This is a genomic window from Vreelandella alkaliphila (genome assembly GCF_016107625.1).
GTDB classification, from domain to species: Bacteria; Pseudomonadota; Gammaproteobacteria; order Pseudomonadales; family Halomonadaceae; genus Vreelandella; species Vreelandella alkaliphila.
In genome coordinates, this window is sequence record NZ_JABASV010000006.1 from 118,876 (window position 1) to 144,810 (window position 25,935).

General features: G+C 53.2%; 21 protein-coding genes and 1 CRISPR repeat array (1 of these 22 only partly in view). Of the genes, 15 read left to right on the top strand and 6 right to left on the bottom strand.

Going from position 1 to position 25,935, the window contains the following annotated elements:
- Positions 1–75 precede the first annotated feature (75 nt).
- The gene (locus JFC11_RS10765) at positions 76–945 is read left to right on the top strand and encodes a LysR family transcriptional regulator (protein WP_198349542.1); all 870 of its coding nucleotides are present in this window, start codon (positions 76–78) and stop codon (positions 943–945) included.
- A gap of 44 nt (positions 946–989) precedes the next feature.
- Here JFC11_RS10765 and argE read toward each other — a convergent pair whose 3' ends face one another.
- Positions 990–2,159, bottom strand: coding sequence for an acetylornithine deacetylase (argE, locus tag JFC11_RS10770; RefSeq protein WP_198349543.1), 1,170 nt, complete (start codon positions 2,157–2,159; stop codon positions 990–992).
- A 201-nt stretch (positions 2,160–2,360) separates the two neighbouring features.
- On the opposite strand from argE, the gene ugpB reads away from it, so the two are divergent.
- The 6 genes from ugpB (at position 2,361) to JFC11_RS10800 (ending at position 7,488) form a co-directional block, all read left to right on the top strand.
- Positions 2,361–3,686: a sn-glycerol-3-phosphate ABC transporter substrate-binding protein UgpB gene (gene ugpB / locus JFC11_RS10775; protein ID WP_038480516.1), complete on the top strand. Its 1,326-nt coding sequence runs from the start codon at positions 2,361–2,363 to the stop codon at positions 3,684–3,686.
- 90 nt (positions 3,687–3,776) lie between these two features.
- The gene (gene ugpA / locus JFC11_RS10780; RefSeq protein ID WP_038480514.1) at positions 3,777–4,661 is read left to right on the top strand and encodes a sn-glycerol-3-phosphate ABC transporter permease UgpA; all 885 of its coding nucleotides are present in this window, start codon (positions 3,777–3,779) and stop codon (positions 4,659–4,661) included.
- A gap of 31 nt (positions 4,662–4,692) precedes the next feature.
- On the top strand, positions 4,693–5,535 hold the full coding sequence (gene ugpE / locus JFC11_RS10785) for a sn-glycerol-3-phosphate ABC transporter permease UgpE (RefSeq protein WP_198349544.1): 843 nt from the start codon (positions 4,693–4,695) through the stop codon (positions 5,533–5,535).
- 1 nt (position 5,536) lies between these two features.
- Entirely contained in the window at positions 5,537–6,589 is a 1,053-nt protein-coding gene (locus JFC11_RS10790) for a sn-glycerol-3-phosphate import ATP-binding protein UgpC (RefSeq protein ID WP_198349545.1), read from the top strand.
- Positions 6,590–6,805: 216 nt separating this feature from the next.
- Complete coding sequence (locus tag JFC11_RS10795) at positions 6,806–7,174, top strand: DUF1428 domain-containing protein (protein ID WP_198349546.1); 369 nt, start codon at positions 6,806–6,808, stop codon at positions 7,172–7,174.
- Positions 7,175–7,347: 173 nt separating this feature from the next.
- Positions 7,348–7,488, top strand: coding sequence for a hypothetical protein (locus tag JFC11_RS10800; RefSeq protein WP_167457096.1), 141 nt, complete (start codon positions 7,348–7,350; stop codon positions 7,486–7,488).
- Between the two features lie 151 nt (positions 7,489–7,639).
- Here the strand turns inward: JFC11_RS10800 and JFC11_RS10805 are convergent, their stop codons facing one another.
- On the bottom strand, positions 7,640–8,641 hold the full coding sequence (locus JFC11_RS10805) for a porin (RefSeq protein ID WP_198349547.1): 1,002 nt from the start codon (positions 8,639–8,641) through the stop codon (positions 7,640–7,642).
- A 473-nt stretch (positions 8,642–9,114) separates the two neighbouring features.
- Here JFC11_RS10805 and JFC11_RS10810 point away from each other — a divergent pair, with 473 nt between their 5' ends.
- The 6 genes from JFC11_RS10810 to JFC11_RS10835 all read left to right on the top strand — a co-directional run bounded on the left by JFC11_RS10810 (position 9,115) and on the right by JFC11_RS10835 (position 13,674).
- Entirely contained in the window at positions 9,115–10,326 is a 1,212-nt protein-coding gene (locus JFC11_RS10810; RefSeq protein WP_198349548.1) for a glycosyltransferase family 4 protein, read from the top strand.
- Entirely contained in the window at positions 10,289–10,828 is a 540-nt protein-coding gene (locus JFC11_RS10815; protein ID WP_038480499.1) for a phosphatase PAP2 family protein, read from the top strand. Before JFC11_RS10810 ends, JFC11_RS10815 begins: the two co-directional genes overlap by 38 nt.
- Positions 10,829–11,773: 945 nt before the next feature.
- Positions 11,774–11,908 carry an entericidin A/B family lipoprotein gene (locus tag JFC11_RS10820; protein WP_038480496.1) on the top strand — a complete coding sequence of 45 codons (135 nt, stop codon included), beginning with the start codon at positions 11,774–11,776 and terminating at the stop codon, positions 11,906–11,908.
- 5 nt (positions 11,909–11,913) lie between these two features.
- Positions 11,914–12,426, top strand: a complete 513-nt coding sequence (locus tag JFC11_RS10825; protein ID WP_084183770.1) for a YqiA/YcfP family alpha/beta fold hydrolase — start codon at positions 11,914–11,916, stop codon at positions 12,424–12,426.
- A gap of 210 nt (positions 12,427–12,636) precedes the next feature.
- Positions 12,637–12,813, top strand: coding sequence for a DUF6435 family protein (locus JFC11_RS10830; RefSeq protein ID WP_198349549.1), 177 nt, complete (start codon positions 12,637–12,639; stop codon positions 12,811–12,813).
- A gap of 12 nt (positions 12,814–12,825) precedes the next feature.
- On the top strand, positions 12,826–13,674 hold the full coding sequence (locus JFC11_RS10835) for a ChaN family lipoprotein (RefSeq protein WP_038480490.1): 849 nt from the start codon (positions 12,826–12,828) through the stop codon (positions 13,672–13,674).
- Positions 13,675–13,753: 79 nt separating this feature from the next.
- On the opposite strand, the gene glnG is transcribed toward JFC11_RS10835, so the two are convergent.
- From glnG to glnA, 3 genes are all read right to left on the bottom strand, one after another.
- Entirely contained in the window at positions 13,754–15,184 is a 1,431-nt protein-coding gene (gene glnG, locus JFC11_RS10840) for a nitrogen regulation protein NR(I) (RefSeq protein WP_038480486.1), read from the bottom strand.
- Positions 15,181–16,239 carry a nitrogen regulation protein NR(II) gene (gene glnL / locus JFC11_RS10845; RefSeq protein ID WP_038480483.1) on the bottom strand — a complete coding sequence of 353 codons (1,059 nt, stop codon included), beginning with the start codon at positions 16,237–16,239 and terminating at the stop codon, positions 15,181–15,183. The genes glnG and glnL overlap by 4 nt, the downstream gene beginning before the upstream one ends.
- 359 nt (positions 16,240–16,598) lie before the next feature.
- The gene (gene glnA / locus JFC11_RS10850) at positions 16,599–18,005 is read right to left on the bottom strand and encodes a glutamate--ammonia ligase (RefSeq protein WP_038480480.1); all 1,407 of its coding nucleotides are present in this window, start codon (positions 18,003–18,005) and stop codon (positions 16,599–16,601) included.
- A 471-nt stretch (positions 18,006–18,476) separates the two neighbouring features.
- Between glnA and JFC11_RS10855 the strand changes: the two genes are divergently transcribed.
- Together JFC11_RS10855 and JFC11_RS10860 are read left to right on the top strand one after the other, a co-directional pair.
- Positions 18,477–19,100, top strand: coding sequence for a hypothetical protein (locus tag JFC11_RS10855; RefSeq protein ID WP_095604392.1), 624 nt, complete (start codon positions 18,477–18,479; stop codon positions 19,098–19,100).
- 409 nt (positions 19,101–19,509) lie between these two features.
- Positions 19,510–19,815 (top strand): hypothetical protein, encoded by a 306-nt coding sequence (locus tag JFC11_RS10860; protein ID WP_095604389.1) that lies wholly within the window; start codon positions 19,510–19,512, stop codon positions 19,813–19,815.
- A 78-nt stretch (positions 19,816–19,893) separates the two neighbouring features.
- On the opposite strand, the gene JFC11_RS10865 is transcribed toward JFC11_RS10860, so the two are convergent.
- Entirely contained in the window at positions 19,894–20,700 is an 807-nt protein-coding gene (locus JFC11_RS10865) for a mechanosensitive ion channel family protein (RefSeq protein ID WP_198349550.1), read from the bottom strand.
- A gap of 343 nt (positions 20,701–21,043) precedes the next feature.
- A CRISPR array of direct repeats spans positions 21,044–25,935; the repeat unit is 28 nt; unit sequence TTTCTGAGCTGCCTGGGCGACAGCGCAC (it continues 2,037 nt past the right edge of the window).

The window sequence follows — 25,935 nt, forward strand, 5'->3', positions numbered from 1 at the left end:
GTACGAGGCAGCTTTGCATGTGAAAATGCATGAATATGCAGTGAGTGGCTGCATATTTGCAGCATGGAGAAATTCATGAACTGGGATGATGTGCAAATTTTCCTAGCGGTGTATCGCGCAGGTACGCTACGAGGGGCAGCGCAGCAGCTATCCATTGACCAGACCACCGTGGGTCGGCGCTTGACTAGCCTGGAGCGAGCACTGGGTAGTCGGCTATTCCTGCGTGCCACGGGCGGGTTGGTACTGACCGATAGCGGTCAACAAGTGCTAACCACGGCCGAGGAGATGGAGCGGCTAGCCGTCTCCTTCAAGCGACGCGGCGAGGGAGCTGACGAACGAGTCGCTGGTGAAGTGCGCGTGACCACGACTGACGCACTCGCTGTGGACTTCGTGGTGCCAGCAATTGAACGCCTGCGTACCAGCCATCCCGAGGTGCGTGTGATCTTGAGCACCACGACGCGATTATTCGACTTGGCGCGGCGTGAAGCCGATGTCGCCGTGCGTACGCTACGCCCGGAACAACCCGAGTTGATCGTGCGACAACTTGGCCGCTGGGAGGTCGGTTTATACGCGACCCAGCGTTATCTGGAACAGCATGGCGAGCCACAACCCGGTGAAGGCTTCGCAGGTCACGATATTGCGCTCTACCAAAGAGGAGTAACCGGGCGGCAGGATGACACGTTGGCTGGCGAATCAAGGCGACTGGGGCGTGTAGTCGCCGAGCTGGACTCCAGCCTGATGTTGGCAACCTTTGTACGTGCAGGCCTGGCCTTGGGAGAATTACCGGACTACTTGGCCCAGCGTGACCCCAAGCTGATACGCGTATGGCCTGAGCGCCGCCGAGCCAAGCCTTATGAGGCATGGCTTGTCTTGCACCAGGATTTAGCACGCACGGCGCGGGTACGGGTCGTTGTGGAGGCGATCGCGGAAATGTTCGCCCATTGACGTGTACAACTAGCTTACGAAGCCGCCATTATAAGTAACGACCATCATCCCAAATGGGGTGTTTCTAGCGCCAGCCCTAATCGCTGCATAAACGCCGTGCACTCATGCAACTGCGCCGTCTCAATATACTCATCGGGTTGATGCGCCTGGGCGATGCTGCCAGGGCCAAGAATTATTGTCTGCAAGCCCTGGCCTTGGAACTGCCCTGCCTCGGTGGCATAAGCGACCGCATGATTACAGCAGGCGTGTGGCAGATGGTCTTTGGCTAAGCGAAGCACTTGTTCGTTCTCGCGGTCGGCCAAGCCCGGTACTGTCACGTTTAACGGCTCGGTGGTGATTTCAACGTGCTTGCCTTTAGCCTGCAGCTCAGCGCTTAGCTGGGCGCAATAGGCATCAAAGCGCGCGTATATTTCGTCGAAGGTGTCCGTGGGCAGATGGCGAATTTCCCACTCAAACTGACACTCCCGCGCCATAATGTTGATCGCCGTACCGCCTTTTATTTTGCCAACGTGCAGGCTGGTATGAGGCACATTAAAGGCCTCATCGACGCGGCCCTCTTCCACCAATGCCGCCATGGTGTCTTCAATGAACGTGACGAGCCTCGCTGCAACATGGATAGCTGACGTGCCTTGATTCACTTGGCTACTGTGGGCCTCTTGGCCAATCACGGTAGTGCGCAGATTCGTTGCGCCTTTTTGCGCGACCACAGGCTGCATGCTGGTAGGCTCACCAACAATGACGTGGGCGGTGGTGGAGTAGTGCTCGTAAAAGCGTTTAATAAGACTCGGCGCGCCCACACAGCCAATTTCTTCGTCGTAAGAAAATCCGAAATAGATAGGCTGCTTCAGCGGCGCATTGACCCAGGTAGGCACCATGGCTAACGCACAGGCAATAAAGCCTTTCATATCACAGGTACCACGCCCGTACAGGCGCCCATCGCCGCCATCGCGAAGGGTAAACGGATCACTCGACCATGGCTGACCGGCCACCGGCACTACGTCGGTATGCCCAGAAAGCATCACCCCGCCAGGGGCGTCAGGGCCTACGCGGGCAATCAGGTTAGCTTTGGTGCCACACGGGCTCATCACCCGCTCTGAAGCCACACCATAATCAGCTAGATAGTGCTCAACGAATTCAATTAGGGCCAAATTAGATTCGCTGGAAGTGGTATCGAACGATACTAGCTTCGCCAGTAAGGTGGTCGCGTCAGTCATACTGCTCTCGTCAGTTAGGCTCTTCATATCACCCTATCACCGCCTTTCTCCTTTGCCTACTAAGCAGGCCAACGGACAGCGAAACGTTGACTGTCACGTCGAGTTCATCGTGCATTCATGAAAACGTCATCTACACTTTCTACTGTTCAGTGCACCCAAAAACTTAATAAACGTACTGCGAACGACCCACAAGGAGCCGTTATGTCTCGTTTCACATTGCACGCGCTTGCCCTAGGGGTGGCTACTGCCACGTTTAGCCTTTCTGCCCATTCTGCGACCGAAGTGACCTGGTGGCACGCTATGGGAGGCCAGCTTGGTGAAATCCTTGAAGAAATGACGGAGGAGTTTAACGCTTCTCAGGACGACTACCACGTCACACCCAGCTACCGCGGCAATTATACCGAAACGATGACCGGCGCCATTGCGGCGTTCCGTGCGGGCGAGCAGCCGCATATTCTCCAGGTTTTTGAAGTCGGCACTGGCACTATGATGAACGCCAAAGGTGCCATCTACCCCGTGTACGAGTTGATGGAAGAGCATGGCCGCGCGTTTGATCGCGAAGCCTTCCTGCCAGCGGTAGTCGGTTACTACACCGACACCAACGGCAACATGCTGTCGTTCCCGTTCAACTCTTCTACGCCGATTATGTACTACAACCGCGACATGTTTGAGGAAGCGGGTCTAGACCCTGAGCAGGCGCCGCAAACCTGGTCTGAAGTGGCCGATTTTTCGCGCCAAATCGTCGATTCTGGGGCGGCCAGCTGTGGCTTTACCACCTCCTGGCCTAGCTGGGTAATGCTGGAAAACTTCTCCGCTTGGCATAATGTGCCGCTTGGTACGCTGGAAAACGGCTTTGGCGGCATGGAAACAGAGTTCAATTTCAACAATGAGCTGGTCGCCCGCCATTGGGACAACCTCCATAACTGGCAGGAAGAGGGGGTCTTTAAGTGGGGCGGCCCCGGTTCTGGCCCTGACTCAGAGCCGCTGTTCTACTCACAGGACTGTGCGATTTTCTTCGGTTCTTCTGCTTCCCGTGCGGATGTCGCTGCTAACTCTGACTTTGAAGTCGGTTTCGGTATGCAGCCCTACTATGACGACGTAGATGGTGCGCCACAGAACTCCATCATTGGCGGTGCCACCCTGTGGGCACTACAAGGCCACACCGATGACGAGTATGAAGCCGTTGCCGCCTTCTTTGAGTACCTCTCACAGCCTGAGGTACAAGCCGAGTGGCACCAGCAAACCGGTTATCTGCCCATCACTCAAGCGGCGTGGGACTTAAGCAAAGAGCAGGGCTACTACGATGAGAACCCAGGTGCCGATATTTCGCTGAAGCAGATGACGCTAAACGAACCGACCGAGAACTCGAAAGGCCTGCGGTTTGGTAACTTTGTACAGATCCGCGACATTATCTCCGAAGAGATGGAAGCCGTGATGACCGGTGGCAAATCGGGCCAGGAAGCAGCTGACGACGCAGTGGCACGTGGCAATGATTTACTCCGTGACTTTGAAGCTGCCAACCAGTAAATAAGTACTCACTTCGCCGCTTACCCCACTGGGTAGGCGGCGATTTCGTTTGTCGATGCTTATATTTACTAACCATTTGCAGAGCTGCCCATGCAAACTAAACGCATGACCTACCCTGGTCGCTTTTTGCCCTACGCGCTGCTGGCGCCCCAGGTGATTGTGACGCTGATTTTCTTTATCTGGCCTGCTGGCCAAGCGTTGTATCAGTCGCTATTGCGCGAAGACGCCTTTGGGCTGCGCTCGACGTTTGTGGGCTTGGAAAACTTCGCTCGCCTGTTTCGCGATGGCGCTTATCTTAACTCGCTCTCCGTGACAGCGGTGTTTGCCATCGGTACCACACTCCTGTCAATGACGGTGGCTCTATTATTGGCCAGCACCGTCAACCGGATGATTCGCTCACGTAGTACCTACACCACACTGCTGGTGTGGCCCTACGCCATAGCCCCCGCCCTTGCGGGCGTTTTGTGGTGGTTTATCTTCAACCCCTCGATTGGCATTGTTCCCTATATGCTAGAAATGGTGGGTTATCAGTGGAACCACCGCAACTCGGGAAGTGACGCCATGCTGCTGGTGATTTTTGCCGCCGCCTGGAAGCAGATCTCCTATAACTTTCTATTTTTTCTAGCGGGCCTACAGTCAATCCCACAATCGCTGATTGAAGCCGCCTCCATTGACGGCGCCGGCCCGACTAAGCGCTTCTGGACAATTATTTTCCCGCTGCTGACGCCAACGACCTTCTTCTTGATGGTGGTTAACGTGGTTTACGCCATGTTCGATACATTTGGCATTATTCACGCAACTACCCAAGGCGGCCCCGCCCAGGCCACCAACACGCTGGTCTATAAGGTCTACGCCGATGGCTTCGTCGGCTTGAATTTAGGCTCTTCGGCCGCTCAGTCAGTGATTTTAATGGCCATTGTGGTCGCACTCACGGTGGTGCAGTTCCGCTTTATCGAGCGCCGCGTGAACTACTAACACCACTGGCTAATTGTTTGGGAGACTTTCAATGGTTGAAAACCGACCCTGGGCGAATTTTTTTGCTCATCTGACGTTGATGATTGGCGTCGCGGTGGTGGTGTTCCCCGTGTACGTTGCGCTCGTGGCGTCTACCCAGGCGCCAGGCGACTTGCTACGCGGTACACTGCCGATGCTACCCGGCGCCCATGGTATCGAAAACTTTACCCGTATGTGGCAGTCCGGCGTTTCCAACGCAGGAGCCCCACCAGCAGGCATGATGCTATGGAACAGTTTTGTTATGGCCATGGCGATTACCATAGGAAAACTGTCGATCTCACTACTGTCGGCGTTTGCAATTGTTTACTTCCGCTTTCGTTTTCGGATGTTCTTCTTCTGGCTAATTTTCATCACGCTGATGCTGCCGGTGGAAGTACGCATTATTCCGACGTTTCAGGTCGTTGCGGACCTCAACATGCTCAATAGCTTTGCCGGGCTGTCGATTCCGCTGATTGCCTCGGCCACCGCGACGTTCCTGTTCCGCCAGTTCTTTATGACCATTCCCGAAGAAATGCTCGAAGCCGCCCGCGTCGACGGCGCCGGGCCACTGAAGTTTTTTAAAGACATCTTAATGCCGCTGTCAGTGACCAATATCGCCGCGCTGTTTGTGATCATGTTTATCTACGGCTGGAACCAGTATCTGTGGCCACTGCTAATCACCACCGATCCTGACTACTACACCGTTGTGATGGGTATTCAACGCATGACCTCAGAAGAGAATCCCCAGTGGCATTTGATTATGGCCGCCGTGGTAATGGCCGCCCTGCCGCCGGTACTGGTGATTCTGTTTATGCAACGCCTCTTTGTGAAAGGCCTGACCGAGACGGAGAAATAAGATGGCCAGCATTACCTTGGAAGGGCTGAAGAAAACCTATAGCGGCGATGTTCACGCCGTCAAAGGCATCGACCTACAGATTGAAGATGGCGAGTTTGTGGTGCTCGTCGGGCCATCCGGTTGCGGTAAGTCGACCCTGCTGCGCATGGTCGCTGGGCTGGAAACCATTACCGAAGGCACGCTCAAAATCGGCGACCGGGTAGTAAATAAGCTAGAGCCCGCTGAGCGCGATATCGCCATGGTGTTCCAGAACTACGCGCTTTATCCGCACATGACCGTCTACAACAACCTCGCTTATGGCTTAAAGAACCGGGGTTTCAAAAAAGATGACATCGATAAACGCGTGCGCTTAGCGGCCAAGATGCTGGAGATTGAAGACTTCCTGGAGCGTAAACCCCGCAAGCTTTCCGGCGGCCAGCGCCAGCGGGTAGCAATGGGCCGAGCACTGGTGCGCGAGCCTTCAGCCTTCTTGTTCGATGAACCGCTTTCCAACCTGGACGCCAAGCTGCGCGTACAGATGCGGGTGGAGATTAAACAACTACAGCGTCGCCTAAAAACCACCAGCCTGTATGTCACCCACGACCAGCTGGAAGCCATGACCCTGGGCGACCGTTTGGTCGTGCTAAATGCCGGGCAAATTGAGCAAGTAGGCACACCGATGGAGATCTACGCCCGTCCGGCCACAATGTTCGTTGCAGAATTTATTGGCTCCCCGGCAATGAACATGTTGCCGCTGGAGTATCTGGGTACTCAAAACAGCAGCGTGCTGGAACACCTTCCCGAAGGCACCGACACCCTCGGCATTCGCCCAGACGACATGCACCTCACCGCACCCGATACGCCACATCTAGCCATCGACGCGACACTCATGCTCTTTGAGGCGGCAGGCGCGGAAAGCCATCTGTACGTTAATCTCGCCGACAGCGAGCAACCCACGGTGATTCGCACCGCTGGCCAGCCAGCCGTTCGTGAAGGTGAAACATTGCGCTTCTACGTGACCCGCGATGCTCTTCATCCTTTTAATAGCACCACTCGAAAGCGCACCGATGGTTAACACCGCTGCTTAAGAAAAATACGCATAAGAAAAGTACGTCATCGGAGACTTCATGCGCTACGTTTGAGCTAATAACAATAACTCGCTGCTCCGCTATTTTTTGCCGGTAGCGTATGGATCTCTGTGATGAATACTGGTCTATGAAGACAGCATGTTATGGCCTCGACACCTTATACCGCGATCATTCTCACCCAAAGTAAACCCAGGAGAAGCGGCATGAATACTACCACCACACCTTATGTCGATGGCTTCATCGCTGCCGTGCCGACCGCTAATAAATCTGAATTTATTGAGCACGCCCGCGCCGCCGCAGAAGTGTTCAAAGAGTTCGGCGCACAGCGAGTGGTAGAAAGCTGGGAAGACGATGTTCCCGAAGGAGAGGTCACCTCGTTCTCCATGGCGGTTAAGCGAAAAGATGACGAAAGCGTTGTTTTTTCATGGATAGAGTGGCTTTCCAAAGCGATACGCGATGTCGCTATGCAAAAAGTCATGGAAGATCCACGCTTACAAATGGACGTTAGCTCCATGCCCTTTGATGGTAAGCGTCTTATTTATGGAGGCTTTGAAAGCATCATGACTATGTGAGTACGCTGGGCCGTTTCACTCAGTAGGAACGGCCCGAAAACCCTTCCACTTGCTAGTTTACCTCTCCAAGCGCAATCCCATAGCGGCTAAAACGCATCTTAATGGCTCCTTTCATATTGATGTCATCGTTCATCGTTAGCGTGCCAGAAAGGCCTAACAATGTGGTGACATCAATGACAAACCAACCGCGCAAACCACTCAGCGACGAAGAAATCGCCTACTTAGAGGAACTGGCTAACGGCAACGCATTAGCCAAGCAGCGTCGCCGCGAGAAAAAGCGCCAAACGCCAGCGACAAAGAAACCCTTAGACTAACCACGCCTTACCAAGACTGATGTCATGTACACTTCTTAAAACCATTTAACTATTATCATAGACAGCATAATGCAAAAAGCCGATGTACTTTTAGCACATCGGCAAAACGATCTTAATAAGTGACTTAAGCGCTAAGGAAGCTATTTATTATTTAAAAGTGATAGCGGGCACCTATTGCATAATACAGATCATCTTCGAAGTTATCATTGGCATCTTTATTGGCATCATTTAGCTCGACAAATACATCAAGATTTTTAGAAACATCGTAATGCGCCGCAGCGGCCCAAGCGTCACGATCATTATCCGCATTATCGGGATCAATGTTGTAATAATCGAGATAGAAGGTCCAAGCGCCGGTGGCAAAGCTACCACCTAGGCCTACCGTATCAAAACCGCCTCCCCGCTTATCGTTATCACCACGGGTTTCATAACCTAAACGCGCAGAGAAAGCGTCATTGATGTCGTACGTGGCCGTAGTACCAAAACGTGTTTCACCGTTGCCACCGCCACGAACGGTATCTTCTACATAGCCAAGTGCTAAACGTAAGGGGCCAGTCGCGTAAACGACGCCACCTTGTGTGGCGATAACGCTACCTTCGCTAGACTGCTGCGCTTCAGTGAGGCCACGCTCAGAAAAGTGTTTTGCTGAGAAAACAGCCTGAAAACCGTTGATCTCAGGCGTTTTATAGCCAAGTGAGTCGCCACGCGCCTGAAGACCACCGCCGGCAAATTCATAGCCACGCTCTACATAAACATCGAACGGTGTCATCACGTAGTTATCGTAGTAACTGTTATAGTTACCCGCCATGAACGTACCGTACTGCTTACTTTCGAGACCAAGGTAGCTATTACGCACTTCGTCAAAGCCCGGGCGGCTGCGCTCATCCCCAGTAAAACGCCACTCTACCCGTGCAAACGCGCGCAGGTCAGCGTTGATTTGATGACCTGCCGTAAAGCGCAAACGAGAACCAAAATTACGGAACTCCTCGCCATTATCAACGCCATTTTTTTCACCACCGCCTTCAAACCCCATGGCGATGCGGCCGTAGATATCTAGCGTCGTGCCGTCTTGGTCATACACCACCGCCGCCTGAGCCGCAGAGGCACCCAACAAACCACTAATAGCTAGAGCAAGTGTCGCCTTTTTAAACATGATTGATCCCATTAAAGTAGTTAGCGCTTGTTATCAGCACTTTTAGTTACAAGAGAATTCAGATACCGAAGTCTTCTAATACAATTTCTTTTTAACCCAATATTCGAAAAAAAAGGGTCGTCATAAAAACCAAAAAATTATATTTAAGCTGCTTACTGAGCTTTTAATTGCGCATTGCGAAGGCACAATCGAGGATATGTTCACCTCGTCGTCAGCTACCTTAAAGCCGATATATGTCATTCTTCTTAAAGTTTTATTTTTTAGCGTTTTTTTTGATAATCATAAAAATGCAACCTGATCGATATCTTGATCTGCTAAAGCATCACCATTCACTAGGGGCTTCCCCATTAAAAATGGTGGCCTGTCATCCCATGTTCACCAGGCTGTATTGGCAGTGTCACTATCGCTGCGCATAGTTAATGCAACAGTGAATGAAATAGTGAGTAAAAACGTGATAAAGGGATGGATCGCCCATGCGACTCTGTATCGTTAGCGAAACATGGTCACCAGAAATAAATGGTGTTGCGCATACCTTAAATAGGCTATGTCGTGAACTCACTCGGTTGGGGGTAACAGTGGATGTTATTCGCCCTAAACCAAGCATGGCTGCCGACGCCACCAATGTTGCTCAAGAGCGTTCTCAAGAACCGTATCAGGAAACCTATCAAGAACTGTCCCAAGAGCTTCAGGTTCGGCGGTTAGCGCTACCGGGTTATAACGCTGTGCAGATTGGTCTTGCCAGCCCCTCACAACTTCGCCGTTTCTGGCAGAAGCAGCGTCCCGATTCTATTTATCTGGCAACCCAGGGCCCACTGGGCTGGGCAGCTCGGCATGCAGCACGCCAACTGAACATACCTTTAGTGGCTGGCTGGCATACTAATTTCGATCACTACTGCCATGACTACGGAGTTTCCTGGCTAGCTGCTGCCACGCGGCGATATTTACGCTATTTCCATAACGGCTGCGATCTTACCCTTGTGCCCACTCAACAACAGGCTGAAGCACTACGCGCCCAGGATATCCGCGATGTAAAGGTGCTCTCACGCGGCATTGATGGCGATATTTTTTCCCCAGCCCACCGCGACGACACCCTACGCGAACAGTGGGGGGTTAGCGAACATCAACCTGTTGCGCTGTATGTGGGCCGCTTAGCCCCAGAAAAAAACCTAGCGTTACTGCAAGAAACGCTGCAGGCCATGAGTGATGTGCGCCCCGATATGGCACACGTCATTGTTGGCGATGGCCCAGGCCGCGCTCAGTTACAAAAAGCGCTACCAGACGCTCATTTCACCGGTTTTGTGAATAAACAGGCACTAGCACGCCACTATGCCAGTGCCGATATGTTTATTTTCCCTTCTCAGTCAGAAACATGGGGAAATGTGGTGACTGAAGCCATGGCCAGCGGGCTGGCAGTCGTGGCCTATCACCACGCCGCCAGCGCTGAGCTGATCCAAAGCAGGCACAACGGTATCACCGTTCCCCCTGGCGATACGCTTGCCTTTCAACAGGCTGCCGTCGCGTTATGCCAGCACCCTGCTGACTACGCCCGTCTAGGTAGAACCGCCCGCCTACGAGCGCTAGAGCAAAGCTGGCCGGGAATCGCAGAGCAGTTCTTACGCTATTTACAAAATGCCCAGGAGACTCACCATGCGTCCGCGTCCGCTTGTCGTATTCGATCGTCTTGATGTCTTTGAATGGCAGCTTTGCCAACGGGTAACACACCTATCGCTTTACCGCCCCTGGCGGCTAACGCTGCAAACGGCAAGTAAGCTAGGAGACTGGCCTGTCTGGGTATTGTTAATCGCTGCACAACCCTGGTTACAGCCCAATGGTGCTTGGCGAATCATGCAGTACAGCGCCATCGCACTGTTCGCAGTCGCTATTTATAAGTTGGTAAAAACGCGGCTGTGTCGCGAACGTCCGTTCATCACCTACCTCGGTGGCGTCCATTGTGGTGAGCCTGCCCGAGACAAATACAGCTTCCCCAGTGGTCACACCATGCATGCGGTGATGTTTAGCGTGTTGGTCGCCGCTCATACCCCCTGGTTGCTACCTATTGTGATTCCCCTTAGTTTACTGATTGCCGTTTCACGGGTGGGGCTTGGGCTACACTATGTCAGTGATGTCATTGCTGGCGCAGCCATGGGCTATGGCTTTGCGCTACTGAGTCTTTATTGGATGGGATAACCCTTTGTGGTTGGCCGCTCAATGCCGTATCAATAAAAGCAAAAAGCCACCAACGTGGACGCAGGTGGCTCTTGGTATTGTCGATTAACTATCTCTATAGTTTTAATTATCTACATATCGGGAGGCATATCGTCACGATCCTCTATGGTGGTCATAAATGATGTCTTGAACATCATATAAAGACCGACTCCCGAAAACCCTAGAAACAGCACAAACATGCATAACATCAACACCATCGCCATAGCGCTTGTCCCTGGAAGTGTGCGGCTGCTACGTTGACGTCTTCTAACCGCTGAATTTTGGTTTACACCAGAGGATAGACCAAAATGTCACGCCCATTGATACAAAAGCTGTCCAGAAAATCTGGAAAAGATAAATATTAATAAAAATCAAAGTGTTAAAAACAATTAATTGACGCAAAAAAACCACCCCGCTTTCACGAGATGGTGATTTTGCATCAATGCTGCTCCCTGGCGGTGATGATCAGCGTTTCCTTACACTGATAAGGGTGAGCAGGCTAGTCCTTTCACATCCTTTTGCTAATATGGCTCCATGCCTTCCCTGATTACCTATTAGCCTGCTCACGCTTGTTTACTCATTGTGGCTAAAATTGCTGCGAAGCGTTTTTGGCGATTAATTTCACTTAAAAATTAGAATCACAACATTACTGCTGTAGGTAGTCAGGTTATTGCAGACAACAGGCCAAGCGCCACTTTTAACGCAAAAATATACTATAAACAACACCTTAAAAACAAAAAGCAATACCAGGCTAAGAGACAAACGCCGCTATTTAATGGCTAAAACTGACACATGCGACAAAATCACACGGCCAGCTAGCACTCAAACGATGGGAAATTGATGGCACCAACTGCCTGCAACGATTATTTTTAATGACAGCGTACCTAAAGTCTCTCTACAAGCGCTCAGCTGATGAGGATTCTTTCGATGAAGCGTGCAATGGCGATCAGTTTATTGATGATGGCGACACTTCTGGTCATAAGTGGCTGCAACACTATTCGCGGCGCAGGCGAAGATATTGAACGAGGCGGCGAAGCTATTCAGCGCTCCGCAGGTAGCTAATGGCAATGATAACTGTTTATCTTTCACACGGCCTGGAAAGCGGGCCTGGTGCCCTGAAGGTGCAAGCGCTAAAAGGGGTTGCTGAGCAGTTTGAGAACTGCGAACCGGTCGTCATGGACTACCGTGGTTTAAAAGAGCCGCAGGAGCGTTTAGAGCATTTACTTGCCGTGATTGATGAACGCAACGACACACTGGCTAACTGTGTTTTAGCGGGTTCCAGTCTCGGTGGATGGTTAAGTGCAGCGGTTAGTGCCCAGGAACCTGTGTTAGGTTGTTTTTTATTAGCCCCTGCTCTTGGCTTGCCAGATTACCCGCAAACCTCAATCACACTGCAAGCACAACACACGCATATCATTCATGGATGGCGAGATGATGTCGTACCGCCAGGCCCTGTCATTGAACATGCCCGCTGTCAGCGACTTTCACTACGCATGATTGACGATGACCATCGCCTGCAGAACAGTCTCGATACAATACTTTCCGATTTCGAGCGGTTTTTAGAGCTGTGTCTTCAATAGTGATGTCTTTAAAAACTATGTCTTTCAAAACTATGTCCTTAAAAACTGTGTCCTTAAAAAACATACCTTTGAAAATAGCGCTCTTAAAGCCGCGCTATTTAGCTCAACATGGATCGCAAACGTACTTCTGATAACGAAGTGTTACAACAAATAGTCGACATACACCAAACAAAGCTATACAAGTAGTGTACAAACCATAGGAGAATGCTCATGTTTGGTCTATTTAAGCGCGATCCCAAGAAAAAGCTCCAGCAAGATTACGAGCGTAAATTACAGGCAGCAATGGAAGCTTCACGCAATGGTGACATGAGAGCGAACGCGACATTGACGGAAGAAGCAGAAACTATTCTGACTGAGATCAATCGCCTTAAAGCAGAAGAACGCTAGGACACAACGCCCATGCGCCATCATTTCATCGCTGCCATGGCTCTAGGCTGGCTACCTTTAGCGGCTCATGCTAGCTGCCCTATTCCCGGCCAGTGGTGGCAATCGCAACATGCTGTTGCTAACAGCGCTGTTTTAGCCCAAGCAATACAGCATCAGGTTGTCCTATTGGGCGAGCAACATGATGCCATTGACCACCACCGCTGGCAGTTGCACACCCTAGCGGGGCTTTACGCGCTGCGTGACGATATGGTTATCGGGTTAGAAATGCTGCCCCGGGAAGCGCAACCCGTGCTCGATGATTGGGTTGCGGGCTTGTTATCCGAAGAAGCGCTGTTGGAGCAGTCCGGCTGGGAGGAGAACTGGGGGTTTGATGCTGACCTTTACTTACCCATTCTCCATTTCGCGCGTGTTCAACAGATTCCTCTGATCGCCTTAAACATTACTCCCGAGCTGCGTCAGCGCTTAGCTCGTGACGGCTTCAGCAGCGTGCCTGCCGACCAGCGGCATCATATACCTGCACCGCTACCGCCAAGCGCAGGCTATGAAATGCGCTTAAAAGACGTATTTGACCAGCATGCAATGGATGACGACGACCCCGCTATGCTGAGACGCTTTTTACAGGCCCAACTTAGCTGGGACGTCGCGATGGCTGAAGGGCTGGCTAACGCCGCCGTAGAGGGTAAATTGGCCGTTGGCTTAATGGGTTTAGGCCATGTGATTTATCACGATGGTGTGCCCCACCAACTTGATGGGCTAGGGGTGGATCACACCTTCAGCTTACTGCCCTGGTCAACAGAAACCTGTGAGCCACCCGACCCTGCATTAGCAGATGCTGTTTTTGTACTGCCAGCGGCGGAGTAACCGCTAACAGTTTGGTTGCGAATAGATTGATCGCGAATAGATTGGTCACTAACAGGTTATTTGTTAAAAGCATGATCGGTTAGGCATCATCTGCCAGCGCAGGCAGCAGCGTTTTCAATTTACGGGTAAGTGTATTGCGCCCCCAGCCGAGTAATTCGGCGGCTTCCCCTTTGCGTCCACCGGTATGTTTCAGTGCCGTTTCAATCAGAATGCGCTCAAAATCCGGCACGGCTTCCTCCAACAGGTGGGTATGGCCTTCCGCCAGGGCGTGGTCAGCCCAATCCCTGAACGCGGAACGCCAATCGCCATAAACACTACCTTCGGAAGCGTTGACCGAGCGCAGCTCTGGGGGCAAGTCCTCAATGAGAATTTCGCGGCCAGAAGCCATTACCGTTAGCCAACGGCAAATATTTTCTAATTGACGAACATTACCCGGCCACGGCAAACGAGTAAGGTGCGCTTCTGCTTCGGGCGTTAACACTTTGATATCTGTGGTCAGCTCTTTGGCAGCTTCCGCTAAGAAATGACGGGTTAAACGCGGAATATCCTCCCGACGCTCGGAAAGGCGCGGCAGATGAACGCGAATCACGTTTAAGCGGTGGAACAAGTCCTCCCGGAACCGCCCATCGTCAACTAACGATTCTAGGTTCTGATGGGTAGCGGCAATAATACGTACATCGACTTTTACAGGCGTATGGCCGCCCACGCGATAGAATTCACCATCCGCTAACACACGTAGCAAGCGCGTTTGCGTTTCAGCGGGCATATCACCAATTTCATCGAGAAACAGCGTTCCGCCATTAGCCTGTTCAAAGCGACCTTGGCGTTGTTGCGCTGCCCCTGTAAACGCGCCCTTCTCATGGCCGAATAGTTCAGACTCAATCAAGTCCCGGGGAATCGCTGCCATGTTCAGCGCAATAAACGGCTTGCCCGCTCGTGGGCTATGTTGATGGAGCGCCTGAGCAACACGCTCTTTACCGGTGCCAGACTCACCGTTAATTAACACCGTGATGTGGGAGTGGGAAAGCCGCCCGATGGCGCGAAACACTTCCTGCATAGCAGGTGCTTCACCAATAATCTCAGCACTCAACCCTTCCGGTACGCTGACCGGGCGCTGACGCTCTCTTGCATGAGCGACCGCACGACGCACCAGCGCCAGCGCTTCGTCCACATCAAAGGGTTTCGGCAGGTATTCAAAGGCACCCCCTTGGTAGGACGCCACGGCGCTGTCGAGATCCGAATGCGCGGTCATCACAATCACAGGCAGGTCAGGGTGTGCATCACGCACTCGGGACATTAAATCCAGCCCATCAATGCCGGGCATACGAATGTCAGTCACCAGGACATCCGGTGGATTTTCTAACAGTCGCTCCAGCGCGGTATCGGCGCGTTCAATACACTCTATATCCAGGTCTGGCTGCGCTAAGGCCCGCTCTAATACCCAACGGATGGCGCGGTCATCATCGACAATAACCACTCGTGCTACATCGGTTTGTGTCGCCTCAGTCATGACGCTTCTCCGGTGAAATTAACAACCAATGGAATCAGTAAACGAAATTCGGTATGTCCTGGGCGTGAGTCGCATTCGATCAATCCTTGATGTTGGTGCAAAATCGATTGAGCAATTGATAGCCCCAGGCCGCTACCTTCAGCGCGCCCAGACACCATGGGATAGAAAAGCGTTTCACGTAACGTTTCAGGTATGCCAGGGCCATTATCAATAACCCCCACTTCACTGACTAAACGATGGCGTTCAGCCCCCAGCGTAAATTGGCGGCGTGCGCGGGTGCGCAACATAAGCTCCGGCGAAGGCGTTGCTGCATCACTCATGGCCTGTACCGCGTTACGTGCCACATTCAACACCGCTTGGATCATTTGAGATTCATCGCCAGAAAGATCCGGCAAACTCGGGTCATAATCACGACGGACCTCAACATGCGGATGCTCGGCAATCAGCAGCGCTCGCACCCGCTCTAACACCTTATGGATATTGACCGGCTCATGTTTGACGATGCGATTGGGGCCCAACATGGAGTCGACCAAATCTCGCAGCCGATCCACCTCTTCCACAATAATATGGGTGAATTCACGTAGTGCAGGATCGTCCAGATCGCGCTCCAATAATTGGGCAGCACCGCGAATCCCGCCCAAAGGGTTTTTAACTTCATGAGCCAAGCCCCGCGCCAACACTTTGATTGTCTCTTGCCGGGTGGTCAGCGCTTCTTCCCGGGAAATCTGCATTAGCCGATCACGGGGCTCTACTTCGAGTAATAGTTCATCGGCTGAAAGCGGGGTCACGGTGTAGTCCACCGTTAATGGCTCGCTGTTCAGCGGCGTAATACGTGCTTCGCGTTGGGTATAGGGATGAAAGGCATCTCGCGCTTTAGCGAGGACATCATCAATACTCTCATCGCCCCCTAACAGCGTGTCTAAACTAATGCCCTGCACACGGCTAAAACTCACCGCTAGCAACGCTTCCGCTGCCGGATTCATCCAGCGAACGCGGAGTTCACCGTCTAGCAGTAAGACTGCGGTGGTGAGGTGTTCAAGTAAGCGCTGGTACATGGCGTATCCTGAAGCGTCGCTGTAAAAAATAGCGTTATCGAGCGTATGAAAGAGAAACTGCAAAAAGCGCGCCAATTGACAACTTGCACGGCTAATGAGCAGGAGGCGAGGATGTAGCGAGCCGTTATAGCGCAGTCCTAGCAGTCAGCTTGTCACTTATTGCACCATTATAGTGCGCATGACTCATCGTCAATAAAAATACTCACCGCATCAGTGCGGTGCCGCAGACAGCGCTCTCCCCTTGCAAACAGACCTCTTCAACTCACTATCCAATGGTATAAAAAAACCCCGCCGAAGCGGGGTTTTAGGCCAGTCACACCCGAGGAGGTGGTACTAGCTGCTGTGCTTAGCAATCGCTCTTAACAGCTGTAGTACATATCGAACTCAATCGGGTGAGTGGTCATGCGAATGCGCTCCACTTCTTCCATCTTGAGGTCGATGTATGCATCGATCATATCATCAGTAAACACGCCACCTTCGGTCAAGAACGCGCGGTCTGCATCGAGTGCTTCCAACGCTTGGTCCAGGCTGTTGGCAACGGTCGGTACTGACTTACCTTCTTCAGGCGGCAGGTCGTACAAGTTTTTATCCATGGCATCGCCAGGATGTATCTTATTCTTAATACCGTCGATACCCGCCATCAGCAGAGCTGCGAACGCCAGGTAGGGGTTAGCAGTCGGGTCAGGGAAACGTGTTTCAACACGCTTACCTTTCGGGCTCGCGGTGTACGGAATACGGATAGAGGCAGAACGGTTACGAGCGCTGTAGGCCAACATAACCGGCGCTTCAAAGCCTGGCACCAAACGCTTATATGAGTTGGTAGACGCGTTAGTGAAGGCGTTCAGAGCACGAGCATGCTTGATCACACCGCCAATGTAGTAAAGCGCCATTTCAGAAAGCCCAGCGTACTCGTCACCCGCGAACTGGTTCTGACCATCTTTCCAGAACGACTGGTGTACGTGCATACCAGACCCGTTGTCACCAACAAGCGGCTTCGGCATGAACGTAGCGGTTTTGCCGTAAGCGTGAGCCACGTTGTGGATCACGTATTTCATTTCCTGAACTTCGTCAGCTTTCTTCACCAACGTGTTGAATTTAACGCCGATTTCGTTCTGACCCGCGTTAGCAACCTCGTGGTGGTGAACCTCAACAGTCTGGCCAATCGCTTCCAGGGTGTTACACATTGCACCACGAATGTCGTGGAAGCTATCAACCGGGGGAACCGGGAAGTAGCCGCCTTTAACGCGCGGGCGGTGCCCCAAGTTGCCGCCTTCTACCTGATTACTGGTCGCCCAAGCGCCTTCATCAGAGGTAATTTTGTACATGGAACCCTGAATGTCAGATTTCCAATGGACTTCGTCAAAAATGAAGAACTCAGGCTCAGGGCCAAAGAAGGCTGTGTCGCCTAGGCCGGTGGACTGCAGGTAAGCTTCTGCGCGCTTGGCAATAGAACGCGGGTCACGGTCATAGCCCTGCATAGTGGCAGGCTCGATGATATCGCAACGCAGGATCAGGGTAGCGTCTTCGGTGAAGGGGTCGAGGAAACCAGTACCATCTTCAGGGCGAAGAATCATGTCGGATTCGTTGATGCCTTTCCAGCCCTCGATAGAGGAACCATCGAACATCTGACCATTTTCGAAAAACTCTTCGTCCACGTCCCGTGCCGGTACGGTGACGTGCTGCTCTTTACCGCGCGTGTCGGTGAAACGCAGATCTACCCATTTAACATCATGTTCTTCGATTAGCGCGAGAGTCTTGGCTGACATAGTGTCCTCCGGTATGAACGTGGCTTAAGCTTTTGACAGTAAGCTACCGATAAAAGAGTTATTAAACAAACCGGCTATCGTTGTAGCACGCCGAGAGGCATCTGCCTACGACCCGCTAGCCGCTGCCTAATACTAAGCACGGAACATGCCAACCTTGCACCAATATGGCATAAAAAAACAACAAGCAGTTGTTTTATAAAAGATAAAAAATAAAATACTGTGCTTCTTCATGTAGCATAATGCTCTACGAAAGAACGAACTTAGCCCTAAAAAGGCACTTAGCTCAGAAAAACGCACCAATAAAGACCAACCAGAGGCCCACAAGCACCAACATGGTGCATATAAAGCATCTATTATTTTCCTCATCACTGTAAACTTTAGCTTGATACCAAAAGAAACTCACACCTACAATTGATTACAAACAGATAGATTTAATAACAAACAGGTTTCACAACACAGGAAGCCACTCACATGGGCACGGTCTGCTTTATTGTTGATGCGTCAGTCACAGGTGCCCTTTTACCACGTCACCTGCGCGCTATTCGCCAAACAGCCTTTGCAGACCACACACTTCCCATTATCGTGACCAGCGCCACCACCGATCCACGCATGCAGGACATTGAGCAACGCTACCGCGCACACTTTCTCGTTACCCCTTCTCAGCCACTGGGCGCAAGGATCAATCAAGCAGCATATCTCAGCCAAGCTGATTGGTTACTGATTGCAATGCAGCAACGGCCGCTAGCAGCCAAACTATGGTGTTTACTTTATCCCCAGCTAGACACGTACACGCTGGATGCTTTTTTGATTGGCAGCGAACCACCCCGCTTATCCGAACGATTACTCCAGTGCTTTTTAGGCGCAGGCGTCGCTGTTCCTCCCTACATAGCAATCAGGCGCACGTGGTTAGAACGCTTAGGCGGCTTAGACCCAGAGCTAGATGAAGCAGCGCTTGCTGATTTACTACAGCGCCTTTACGCATGCCCTACCCGTTTACAAACGTTCAGCCTGGAAGCATCAGGGCTTACCCGTGACTCGCCATCAAGGAGTAACAAACCCTACCGACCTCCCCCCAACTCGCATACGGATACTTAACGTCTCTTATGGCCTAGGATCTCCTGTTGGTTAAACGCTCAAACACTTACCCAATAGCATTGCCCCCGCCGTCATAGTGTTAAACATACTATTCAACACGATTGAGCCAAACAAATACCAAACGAGTACGCATGGATATAACGCACCCAGCGTGGCGCTTTACGACCTTTTAAGTAATGCATTAACCAACGTGCAAACAGCACACAGAAAGGTATTACCCCCACTTTTTTTGAAGATAAGTTCTTTTGAAGACAAGTTTTTTTGAAGAGGAAGCTATTCAACCAGCGAATGTAAGTGCAGTGGATCCACGGCACCTCAATACTTCAGCAGTGATTGGCTCGATCACGCCAACGCACACTACACTTAAACATCACGCTATATGATACCGCTCAACAAAAGGACACTGACAATGCATCAGCATATCGAATGGGACGAACCTGGCAGCGCAAGCGTTGTAGAGTTTTTTAAGAATGACCCCGACCACACGCCGCCCTACCCAGGCGCCATGCTCTCCGCCCGTTATCTAGGCCGCATTGTGCGGGTAAAAGTAGAAGCCTATCGTGAAGAAGATGCCGTCAGCATCGGCAGCGTTGCCGCCATTCTTGACCGTCACGGGCAGCATCACGAATCCCACCACAAGCTTAACGTAGGCGATATCGTGCGACTTCCCGATGACAAACGCGCTATGGAACGCTGGGACGAGGAAGATCAATAGTAACCACCATCACAAACTACGAAAGCAAGGCGCGCCCTTTAAAGGGCGCGCCTTGCCAAACCGTATCAACGGAAAAGTTCACCCCGCTTTCTGAATTTCTACTGAATGCGGGTAAGGTATTGAAACACCTTGCTTATCAAAAGCTTCTTTGACAGCTTTCGTCATATCAAATTTCACATCCCAATAATCCGCAGCATCGACCCAAAGCCGCACGGTAAGGTCCACACTACTGGCCCCCAGGTTAGTGACTTTTATCCAAGGCGCGGGATCACCATGGATACGGTTGTCAGCCTCGGCCAGCCCCCTGATGATCGCCATGGCCTGATCTGCATCATCGTCATAACCAATCCCGAACTCAAGATCAACACGGCGTGTCGAGTGATGAGAGAAATTAGTGATAATAGCCCCCCAAGCCTGCCCATTAGGCACAATAATTTGCACGTTGTCAGGCGTCACTAACTCGGTCACGAACAGATTGAGATCCTTAACCGTACCGGATGTGCCCCCAATATCCACAAACTGACCCAGCTTGTAAGGACGAAACATAATCAGCATAAACCCCGCCGCTAAATCACTGAGCGTGCCCTGTAACGCCAGGCCAATAGCCAGCGTGGCAGCCCCCAATACAGCAACCAGAGAGGTAGCCTGAATACCAAACAGACCGAGTACCGTAATCAATACAACCAGTAGAATGACCCACTTCACCAAGGCTGCAAGGAAGTTGCCCAGAGTTGGGTCTATACGCGGTATCGCATTCACCCGCTTACGCACTAAGCTGCTGACTACCCCTGCGACAACCCAGCCCACAATCAACACCAACAATGCTTTCACGGCATTGATGATCAAAGGAACATAAGCCCCAAATTGCTCAAGAAAGTTTTCCACGACGTAATATCCTCTAGATGGCAGTTACCGAAACACACAGCAATTATTATCTTAAAGCAGTTTTATTTTGGAACATTCTCGTCCTCATCATATTTAACAATTCAAGCACCATCGTGCTAATAACGCCGAAACTGAGAGAGTATTCACAACTGTTGAGCGCTGAATTACCTGGATGGCAACATCTAACTTACTAATTAATGAAGGTAATGCACATTTCGAGTAGCGCGGCGTAAGCGTTAGCGCACCCGCGAAAGCACTGCACAGCGATACCAGTTTCAGGTAGCACCAAAGCTGCCTGGGCAGCAGCGCACGAGAGATTGTCATCCCACTCGGTCACGGCAGCTTTCTGAGCTGCCTGGGCGGCAGCGCACTTGGTCGGGACGATTGTTGGCGTTCAGTCTTGTTTCTGAGCTGCCTGGGCGGCAGCGCACAAACAGCGTGGCCAGCGGCGTAAACGATTCACTTTCTGAGCTGCCTGGGCGGCAGCGCACTCGTTAAAAGAAAAAAACGTTGCCATTGCAAATTTCTGAGCTGCCTGGGCGGCAGCGCACTCGTTAAAAGAAAAAAACGTTGCCATTGCAAATTTCTGAGCTGCCTGGGCGGCAGCGCACTCGTTAAAAGAAAAAAACGTTGCCATTGCAAATTTCTGAGCTGCCTGGGCGGCAGCGCACTCGTTAAAAGAAAAAAACGTTGCCATTGCAAATTTCTGAGCTGCCTGGGCGGCAGCGCACTCGTTAAAAGAAAAAAACGTTGCCATTGCAAATTTCTGAGCTGCCTGGGCGGCAGCGCACAATTAGAATACATCTTAACAAACTCACGAACATTTCTGAGCTGCCTGGGCGGCAGCGCACGCAGCCTCACCCGTAGCGCGCCCCGTGACAACTTTCTGAGCTGCCTGGGCGACAGCGCACTTCTCATGATTACTTTAATTACTGGTACACCTTTTCTGAGCTGCCTGGGCGGCAGCGCACGCAGAGCGCGACGCGTGGACAACTGAAACCGATTTCTGAGCTGCCTGGGCGGCAGCGCACTAATACTATTTTAAATGATCTTGATGTTTTGGTTTCTGAGCTGCCTGGGCGGCAGCGCACCGACAGCAGGCGCAACGCCTCTTGAAGGCTTTTTTCTGAGCTGCCTGGGCGGCAGCGCACAAAACTGACGAGCGGGCGCGCGATGCTGCTGTTTTCTGAGCTGCCTGGGCGGCAGCGCACCTTGATGTTCTTGAGGCTATTTCAGGCACTCATTTCTGAGCTGCCTGGGCGGCAGCGCACGGCTACCAGCTTATTGGCTTGCTCGTTAGTCATTTCTGAGCTGCCTGGGCGGCAGCGCACCCGGGCTGTTGGATGCGTTGCCACCATCGGATTTTCTGAGCTGCCTGGGCGGCAGCGCACCTCGCCAAACTGTTGGCCACCGCTTTCCTGCTTTTCTGAGCTGCCTGGGCGGCAGCGCACGCGTTAGCAGTAGACTAGTCGGCACTGAGGCGTTTCTGAGCTGCCTGGGCGGCAGCGCACGCCCTCGCCGTCATCGACAAAGGCGAGTGGATTTTCTGAGCTGCCTGGGCGGCAGCGCACCAGGCCTTTTGTGATTTGTCCGGCGACAGGCATTTCTGAGCTGCCTGGGCGGCAGCGCACAACGTCGAGAACGTCGGCTGTGTTGGGGGCGGTTTCTGAGCTGCCTGGGCGGCAGCGCACACTCAGGGTTCCCTGATACCGTGGTAGGCATTTTTCTGAGCTGCCTGGGCGGCAGCGCACCTGGCGACATCGACAGAGCGCACCATCTATGCTTTCTGAGCTGCCTGGGCGGCAGCGCACCAAGCCGCAATGCTTAATGAGCTGTGCCGCTATTTCTGAGCTGCCTGGGCGGCAGCGCACCTCTCCTAGTTCGTATGAGCCGAACTCCACTATTTCTGAGCTGCCTGGGCGGCAGCGCACATGAAGGTAAGGAAATACAGGAAGGCCTGCGCTTTCTGAGCTGCCTGGGCGGCAGCGCACTGTCATGCCGAGCCGTTCACCCCTCAGTTTCTTTTCTGAGCTGCCTGGGCGGCAGCGCACAAGATCTTCCCTGAATTGCCGAGCGCGTTGCATTTCTGAGCTGCCTGGGCGGCAGCGCACTCCGGGAGCTTATCCGGCTAACAGGCCTTACTTTTCTGAGCTGCCTGGGCGGCAGCGCACCCCACTAGGATGCGATCCGGCCGCAGGCGCATTTTCTGAGCTGCCTGGGCGGCAGCGCACTTATATTTAGCTTTCAGTTCGGCGAGTGTCATTTTCTGAGCTGCCTGGGCGGCAGCGCACGCTAGCCTGTTCGATGCTATCAATATCGGATTTTTCTGAGCTGCCTGGGCGGCAGCGCACGCTGTTTGATCGACTAACGAGCCGTTGACGTATTTCTGAGCTGCCTGGGCGGCAGCGCACAGCCTGGCCCGCCGCGACCTGATTAAGCAGGCTTTCTGAGCTGCCTGGGCGGCAGCGCACCCAGCGCAAGTGGCACAGGACCACCTGCATCGTTTCTGAGCTGCCTGGGCGGCAGCGCACCCAGCGCAAGTGGCACAGGACCACCTGCATCGTTTCTGAGCTGCCTGGGCGGCAGCGCACTATATAAACTCCCGAAAATGAGGACACCAGTTTTTTCTGAGCTGCCTGGGCGGCAGCGCACAGTTAGGGGGCGGCCAGTTGTCAGCGTGTACATTTCTGAGCTGCCTGGGCGGCAGCGCACACATCGCCCCCCATTCCATCCATGGCACGATTTTTCTGAGCTGCCTGGGCGGCAGCGCACGCGTTAAAATTGAAGCGGTGCAATCACTGTATTTTCTGAGCTGCCTGGGCGGCAGCGCACTTGGCTATCATCGACAAACCCACACATCAGCATTTCTGAGCTGCCTGGGCGGCAGCGCACGGGGTGATCAACGGCAATGGCCATGCCCGCCTTTTCTGAGCTGCCTGGGCGGCAGCGCACCGAACGACTGCACGCCGCCCGCAGCGCGATCATTTCTGAGCTGCCTGGGCGGCAGCGCACTTTGATTACTGAGCCGGGCAACATCCGCTCTTTTTCTGAGCTGCCTGGGCGGCAGCGCACGCGCCTTGCTCGTCACCCATCAATTCCAGCAGTTTCTGAGCTGCCTGGGCGGCAGCGCACCCAGAGCGTTCATTCCTGCGTGTTCCGCTGAGTTTCTGAGCTGCCTGGGCGGCAGCGCACATATTCAGGATTAGCGCAGAGAGCGGGATGGTTTTCTGAGCTGCCTGGGCGGCAGCGCACTATTGTTGTATCCAGTTGACCAGCGAATTAATTTTCTGAGCTGCCTGGGCGGCAGCGCACATCGACCACCAATTCATGGCCGAAGAGGTTTATTTCTGAGCTGCCTGGGCGGCAGCGCACTGAAGAAGGACGGTATGTCGTACCGAGCCATTTTTCTGAGCTGCCTGGGCGGCAGCGCACGTGAAGTTGGCTTCTACGATTGCCCGGGCAAGTTTCTGAGCTGCCTGGGCGGCAGCGCACCACATGCGCCGCTGCGGTGGCGCTGTATTGCTTTTCTGAGCTGCCTGGGCGGCAGCGCACACAACCCAAAAGGGTCTAAGTGGTCTTGTGAATTTCTGAGCTGCCTGGGCGGCAGCGCACATCAGCCATTATAAAAAGCCCTCGTCTCTAGTTTTCTGAGCTGCCTGGGCGGCAGCGCACCACCGTGCGTACTGGCCTGCCTTCCGGCACATTTTCTGAGCTGCCTGGGCGGCAGCGCACCGCTAACGGAATAGTCAACGCCTTGCGTTAATTTTCTGAGCTGCCTGGGCGACAGCGCACCTTCCATTGGCAGTGGTACGCCTTCAGTTACCTTTCTGAGCTGCCTGGGCGACAGCGCACAACCATGACAGTGTACGCGGCGCTCTGCGAGCTTTCTGAGCTGCCTGGGCGACAGCGCACCCGACCGCGCCACCCATGCCCTGGTGCGCGATTTTCTGAGCTGCCTGGGCGACAGCGCACGGAGCGGGAAGGTTTCAGGCATATCATGACACTTTCTGAGCTGCCTGGGCGACAGCGCACGTCATGCGTCTAATTCGCCAGTGGGGTGCCTTTTTCTGAGCTGCCTGGGCGACAGCGCACTAATGAGGTTTTCCGGGAACGTATCCGCATGTTTTCTGAGCTGCCTGGGCGACAGCGCACGGTTGAACCTAAAGGGGGTGGTCGATGAGCGATTTCTGAGCTGCCTGGGCGACAGCGCACGAAGCACGGCCTGTTATGCGTGATATGCGGACTTTCTGAGCTGCCTGGGCAACAGCGCACGCCGAGGCACCGCCGTAGAGCAGTGACAGGATTTTCTGAGCTGCCTGGGCGACAGCGCACCAGAAGGACGGGGAATAACCCCCTTCCCTTTTTTTCTGAGCTGCCTGGGCGACAGCGCACGCCTGCCTGGTGGCATTCAATCGCATGGCCTGTTTCTGAGCTGCCTGGGCGACAGCGCACAAAAAAAGCCGGGGATTCCCGGCCGTGTCCTGTTTCTGAGCTGCCTGGGCGACAGCGCACGCCCAAGTCAGTGCCATTGTGCGCTGCTGTCTTTTCTGAGCTGCCTGGGCGACAGCGCACAACTACGCGCCGAAATGGCCAGCTACATGCTGTTTCTGAGCTGCCTGGGCGACAGCGCACAATAAGAAAGCGCGTAGCGGTGCCGGGGATCGTTTCTGAGCTGCCTGGGCGACAGCGCACCCCTGATTGACCAGGAACGCCGTTATCAGTTTTTTCTGAGCTGCCTGGGCGACAGCGCACCACCGTTCGCGTGAACAGTGGCCACCCCTCCGTTTCTGAGCTGCCTGGGCGACAGCGCACAGCCATTGCGCGGTACTTGCCGCCATTGTCTGTTTCTGAGCTGCCTGGGCGACAGCGCACAGCTTTACTCGTTCGACCAGAAGCAGCGGATTTTTCTGAGCTGCCTGGGCGACAGCGCACGCAGGCGCGTCTCTCCTGCCTACCCTGCTTACTTTCTGAGCTGCCTGGGCGACAGCGCACCCACGCTAACCGTAGAATTTTACGGAATCACTTTTCTGAGCTGCCTGGGCGACAGCGCACATCCCGTGCCGAATAGCCCTTTTGCTTGGAGATTTCTGAGCTGCCTGGGCGACAGCGCACTAGGCGAGTGCGCGCATACGTGCTGCAGCGCTTTTCTGAGCTGCCTGGGCGACAGCGCACTGGGTTGAAGGTCATCAGCGTGGTGCATTTCTTTTCTGAGCTGCCTGGGCGACAGCGCACCAG

Coding starts and splice junctions, on each gene's coding strand:
- JFC11_RS10765 (WP_198349542.1), top strand. CDS start 76: ATGAACTGGGATGATGTGCAAATTTTCCTAGCGGTGTATCGCGCAGGT.
- argE (WP_198349543.1), bottom strand. CDS start 2,159: ATGACTGACGCGACCACCTTACTGGCGAAGCTAGTATCGTTCGATACC.
- ugpB (WP_038480516.1), top strand. CDS start 2,361: ATGTCTCGTTTCACATTGCACGCGCTTGCCCTAGGGGTGGCTACTGCC.
- ugpA (WP_038480514.1), top strand. CDS start 3,777: ATGCAAACTAAACGCATGACCTACCCTGGTCGCTTTTTGCCCTACGCG.
- ugpE (WP_198349544.1), top strand. CDS start 4,693: ATGGTTGAAAACCGACCCTGGGCGAATTTTTTTGCTCATCTGACGTTG.
- JFC11_RS10790 (WP_198349545.1), top strand. CDS start 5,537: ATGGCCAGCATTACCTTGGAAGGGCTGAAGAAAACCTATAGCGGCGAT.
- JFC11_RS10795 (WP_198349546.1), top strand. CDS start 6,806: ATGAATACTACCACCACACCTTATGTCGATGGCTTCATCGCTGCCGTG.
- JFC11_RS10800 (WP_167457096.1), top strand. CDS start 7,348: ATGACAAACCAACCGCGCAAACCACTCAGCGACGAAGAAATCGCCTAC.
- JFC11_RS10805 (WP_198349547.1), bottom strand. CDS start 8,641: ATGTTTAAAAAGGCGACACTTGCTCTAGCTATTAGTGGTTTGTTGGGT.
- JFC11_RS10810 (WP_198349548.1), top strand. CDS start 9,115: ATGCGACTCTGTATCGTTAGCGAAACATGGTCACCAGAAATAAATGGT.
- JFC11_RS10815 (WP_038480499.1), top strand. CDS start 10,289: ATGCGTCCGCGTCCGCTTGTCGTATTCGATCGTCTTGATGTCTTTGAA.
- JFC11_RS10820 (WP_038480496.1), top strand. CDS start 11,774: ATGAAGCGTGCAATGGCGATCAGTTTATTGATGATGGCGACACTTCTG.
- JFC11_RS10825 (WP_084183770.1), top strand. CDS start 11,914: ATGATAACTGTTTATCTTTCACACGGCCTGGAAAGCGGGCCTGGTGCC.
- JFC11_RS10830 (WP_198349549.1), top strand. CDS start 12,637: ATGTTTGGTCTATTTAAGCGCGATCCCAAGAAAAAGCTCCAGCAAGAT.
- JFC11_RS10835 (WP_038480490.1), top strand. CDS start 12,826: ATGCGCCATCATTTCATCGCTGCCATGGCTCTAGGCTGGCTACCTTTA.
- glnG (WP_038480486.1), bottom strand. CDS start 15,184: ATGACTGAGGCGACACAAACCGATGTAGCACGAGTGGTTATTGTCGAT.
- glnL (WP_038480483.1), bottom strand. CDS start 16,239: ATGTACCAGCGCTTACTTGAACACCTCACCACCGCAGTCTTACTGCTA.
- glnA (WP_038480480.1), bottom strand. CDS start 18,005: ATGTCAGCCAAGACTCTCGCGCTAATCGAAGAACATGATGTTAAATGG.
- JFC11_RS10855 (WP_095604392.1), top strand. CDS start 18,477: ATGGGCACGGTCTGCTTTATTGTTGATGCGTCAGTCACAGGTGCCCTT.
- JFC11_RS10860 (WP_095604389.1), top strand. CDS start 19,510: ATGCATCAGCATATCGAATGGGACGAACCTGGCAGCGCAAGCGTTGTA.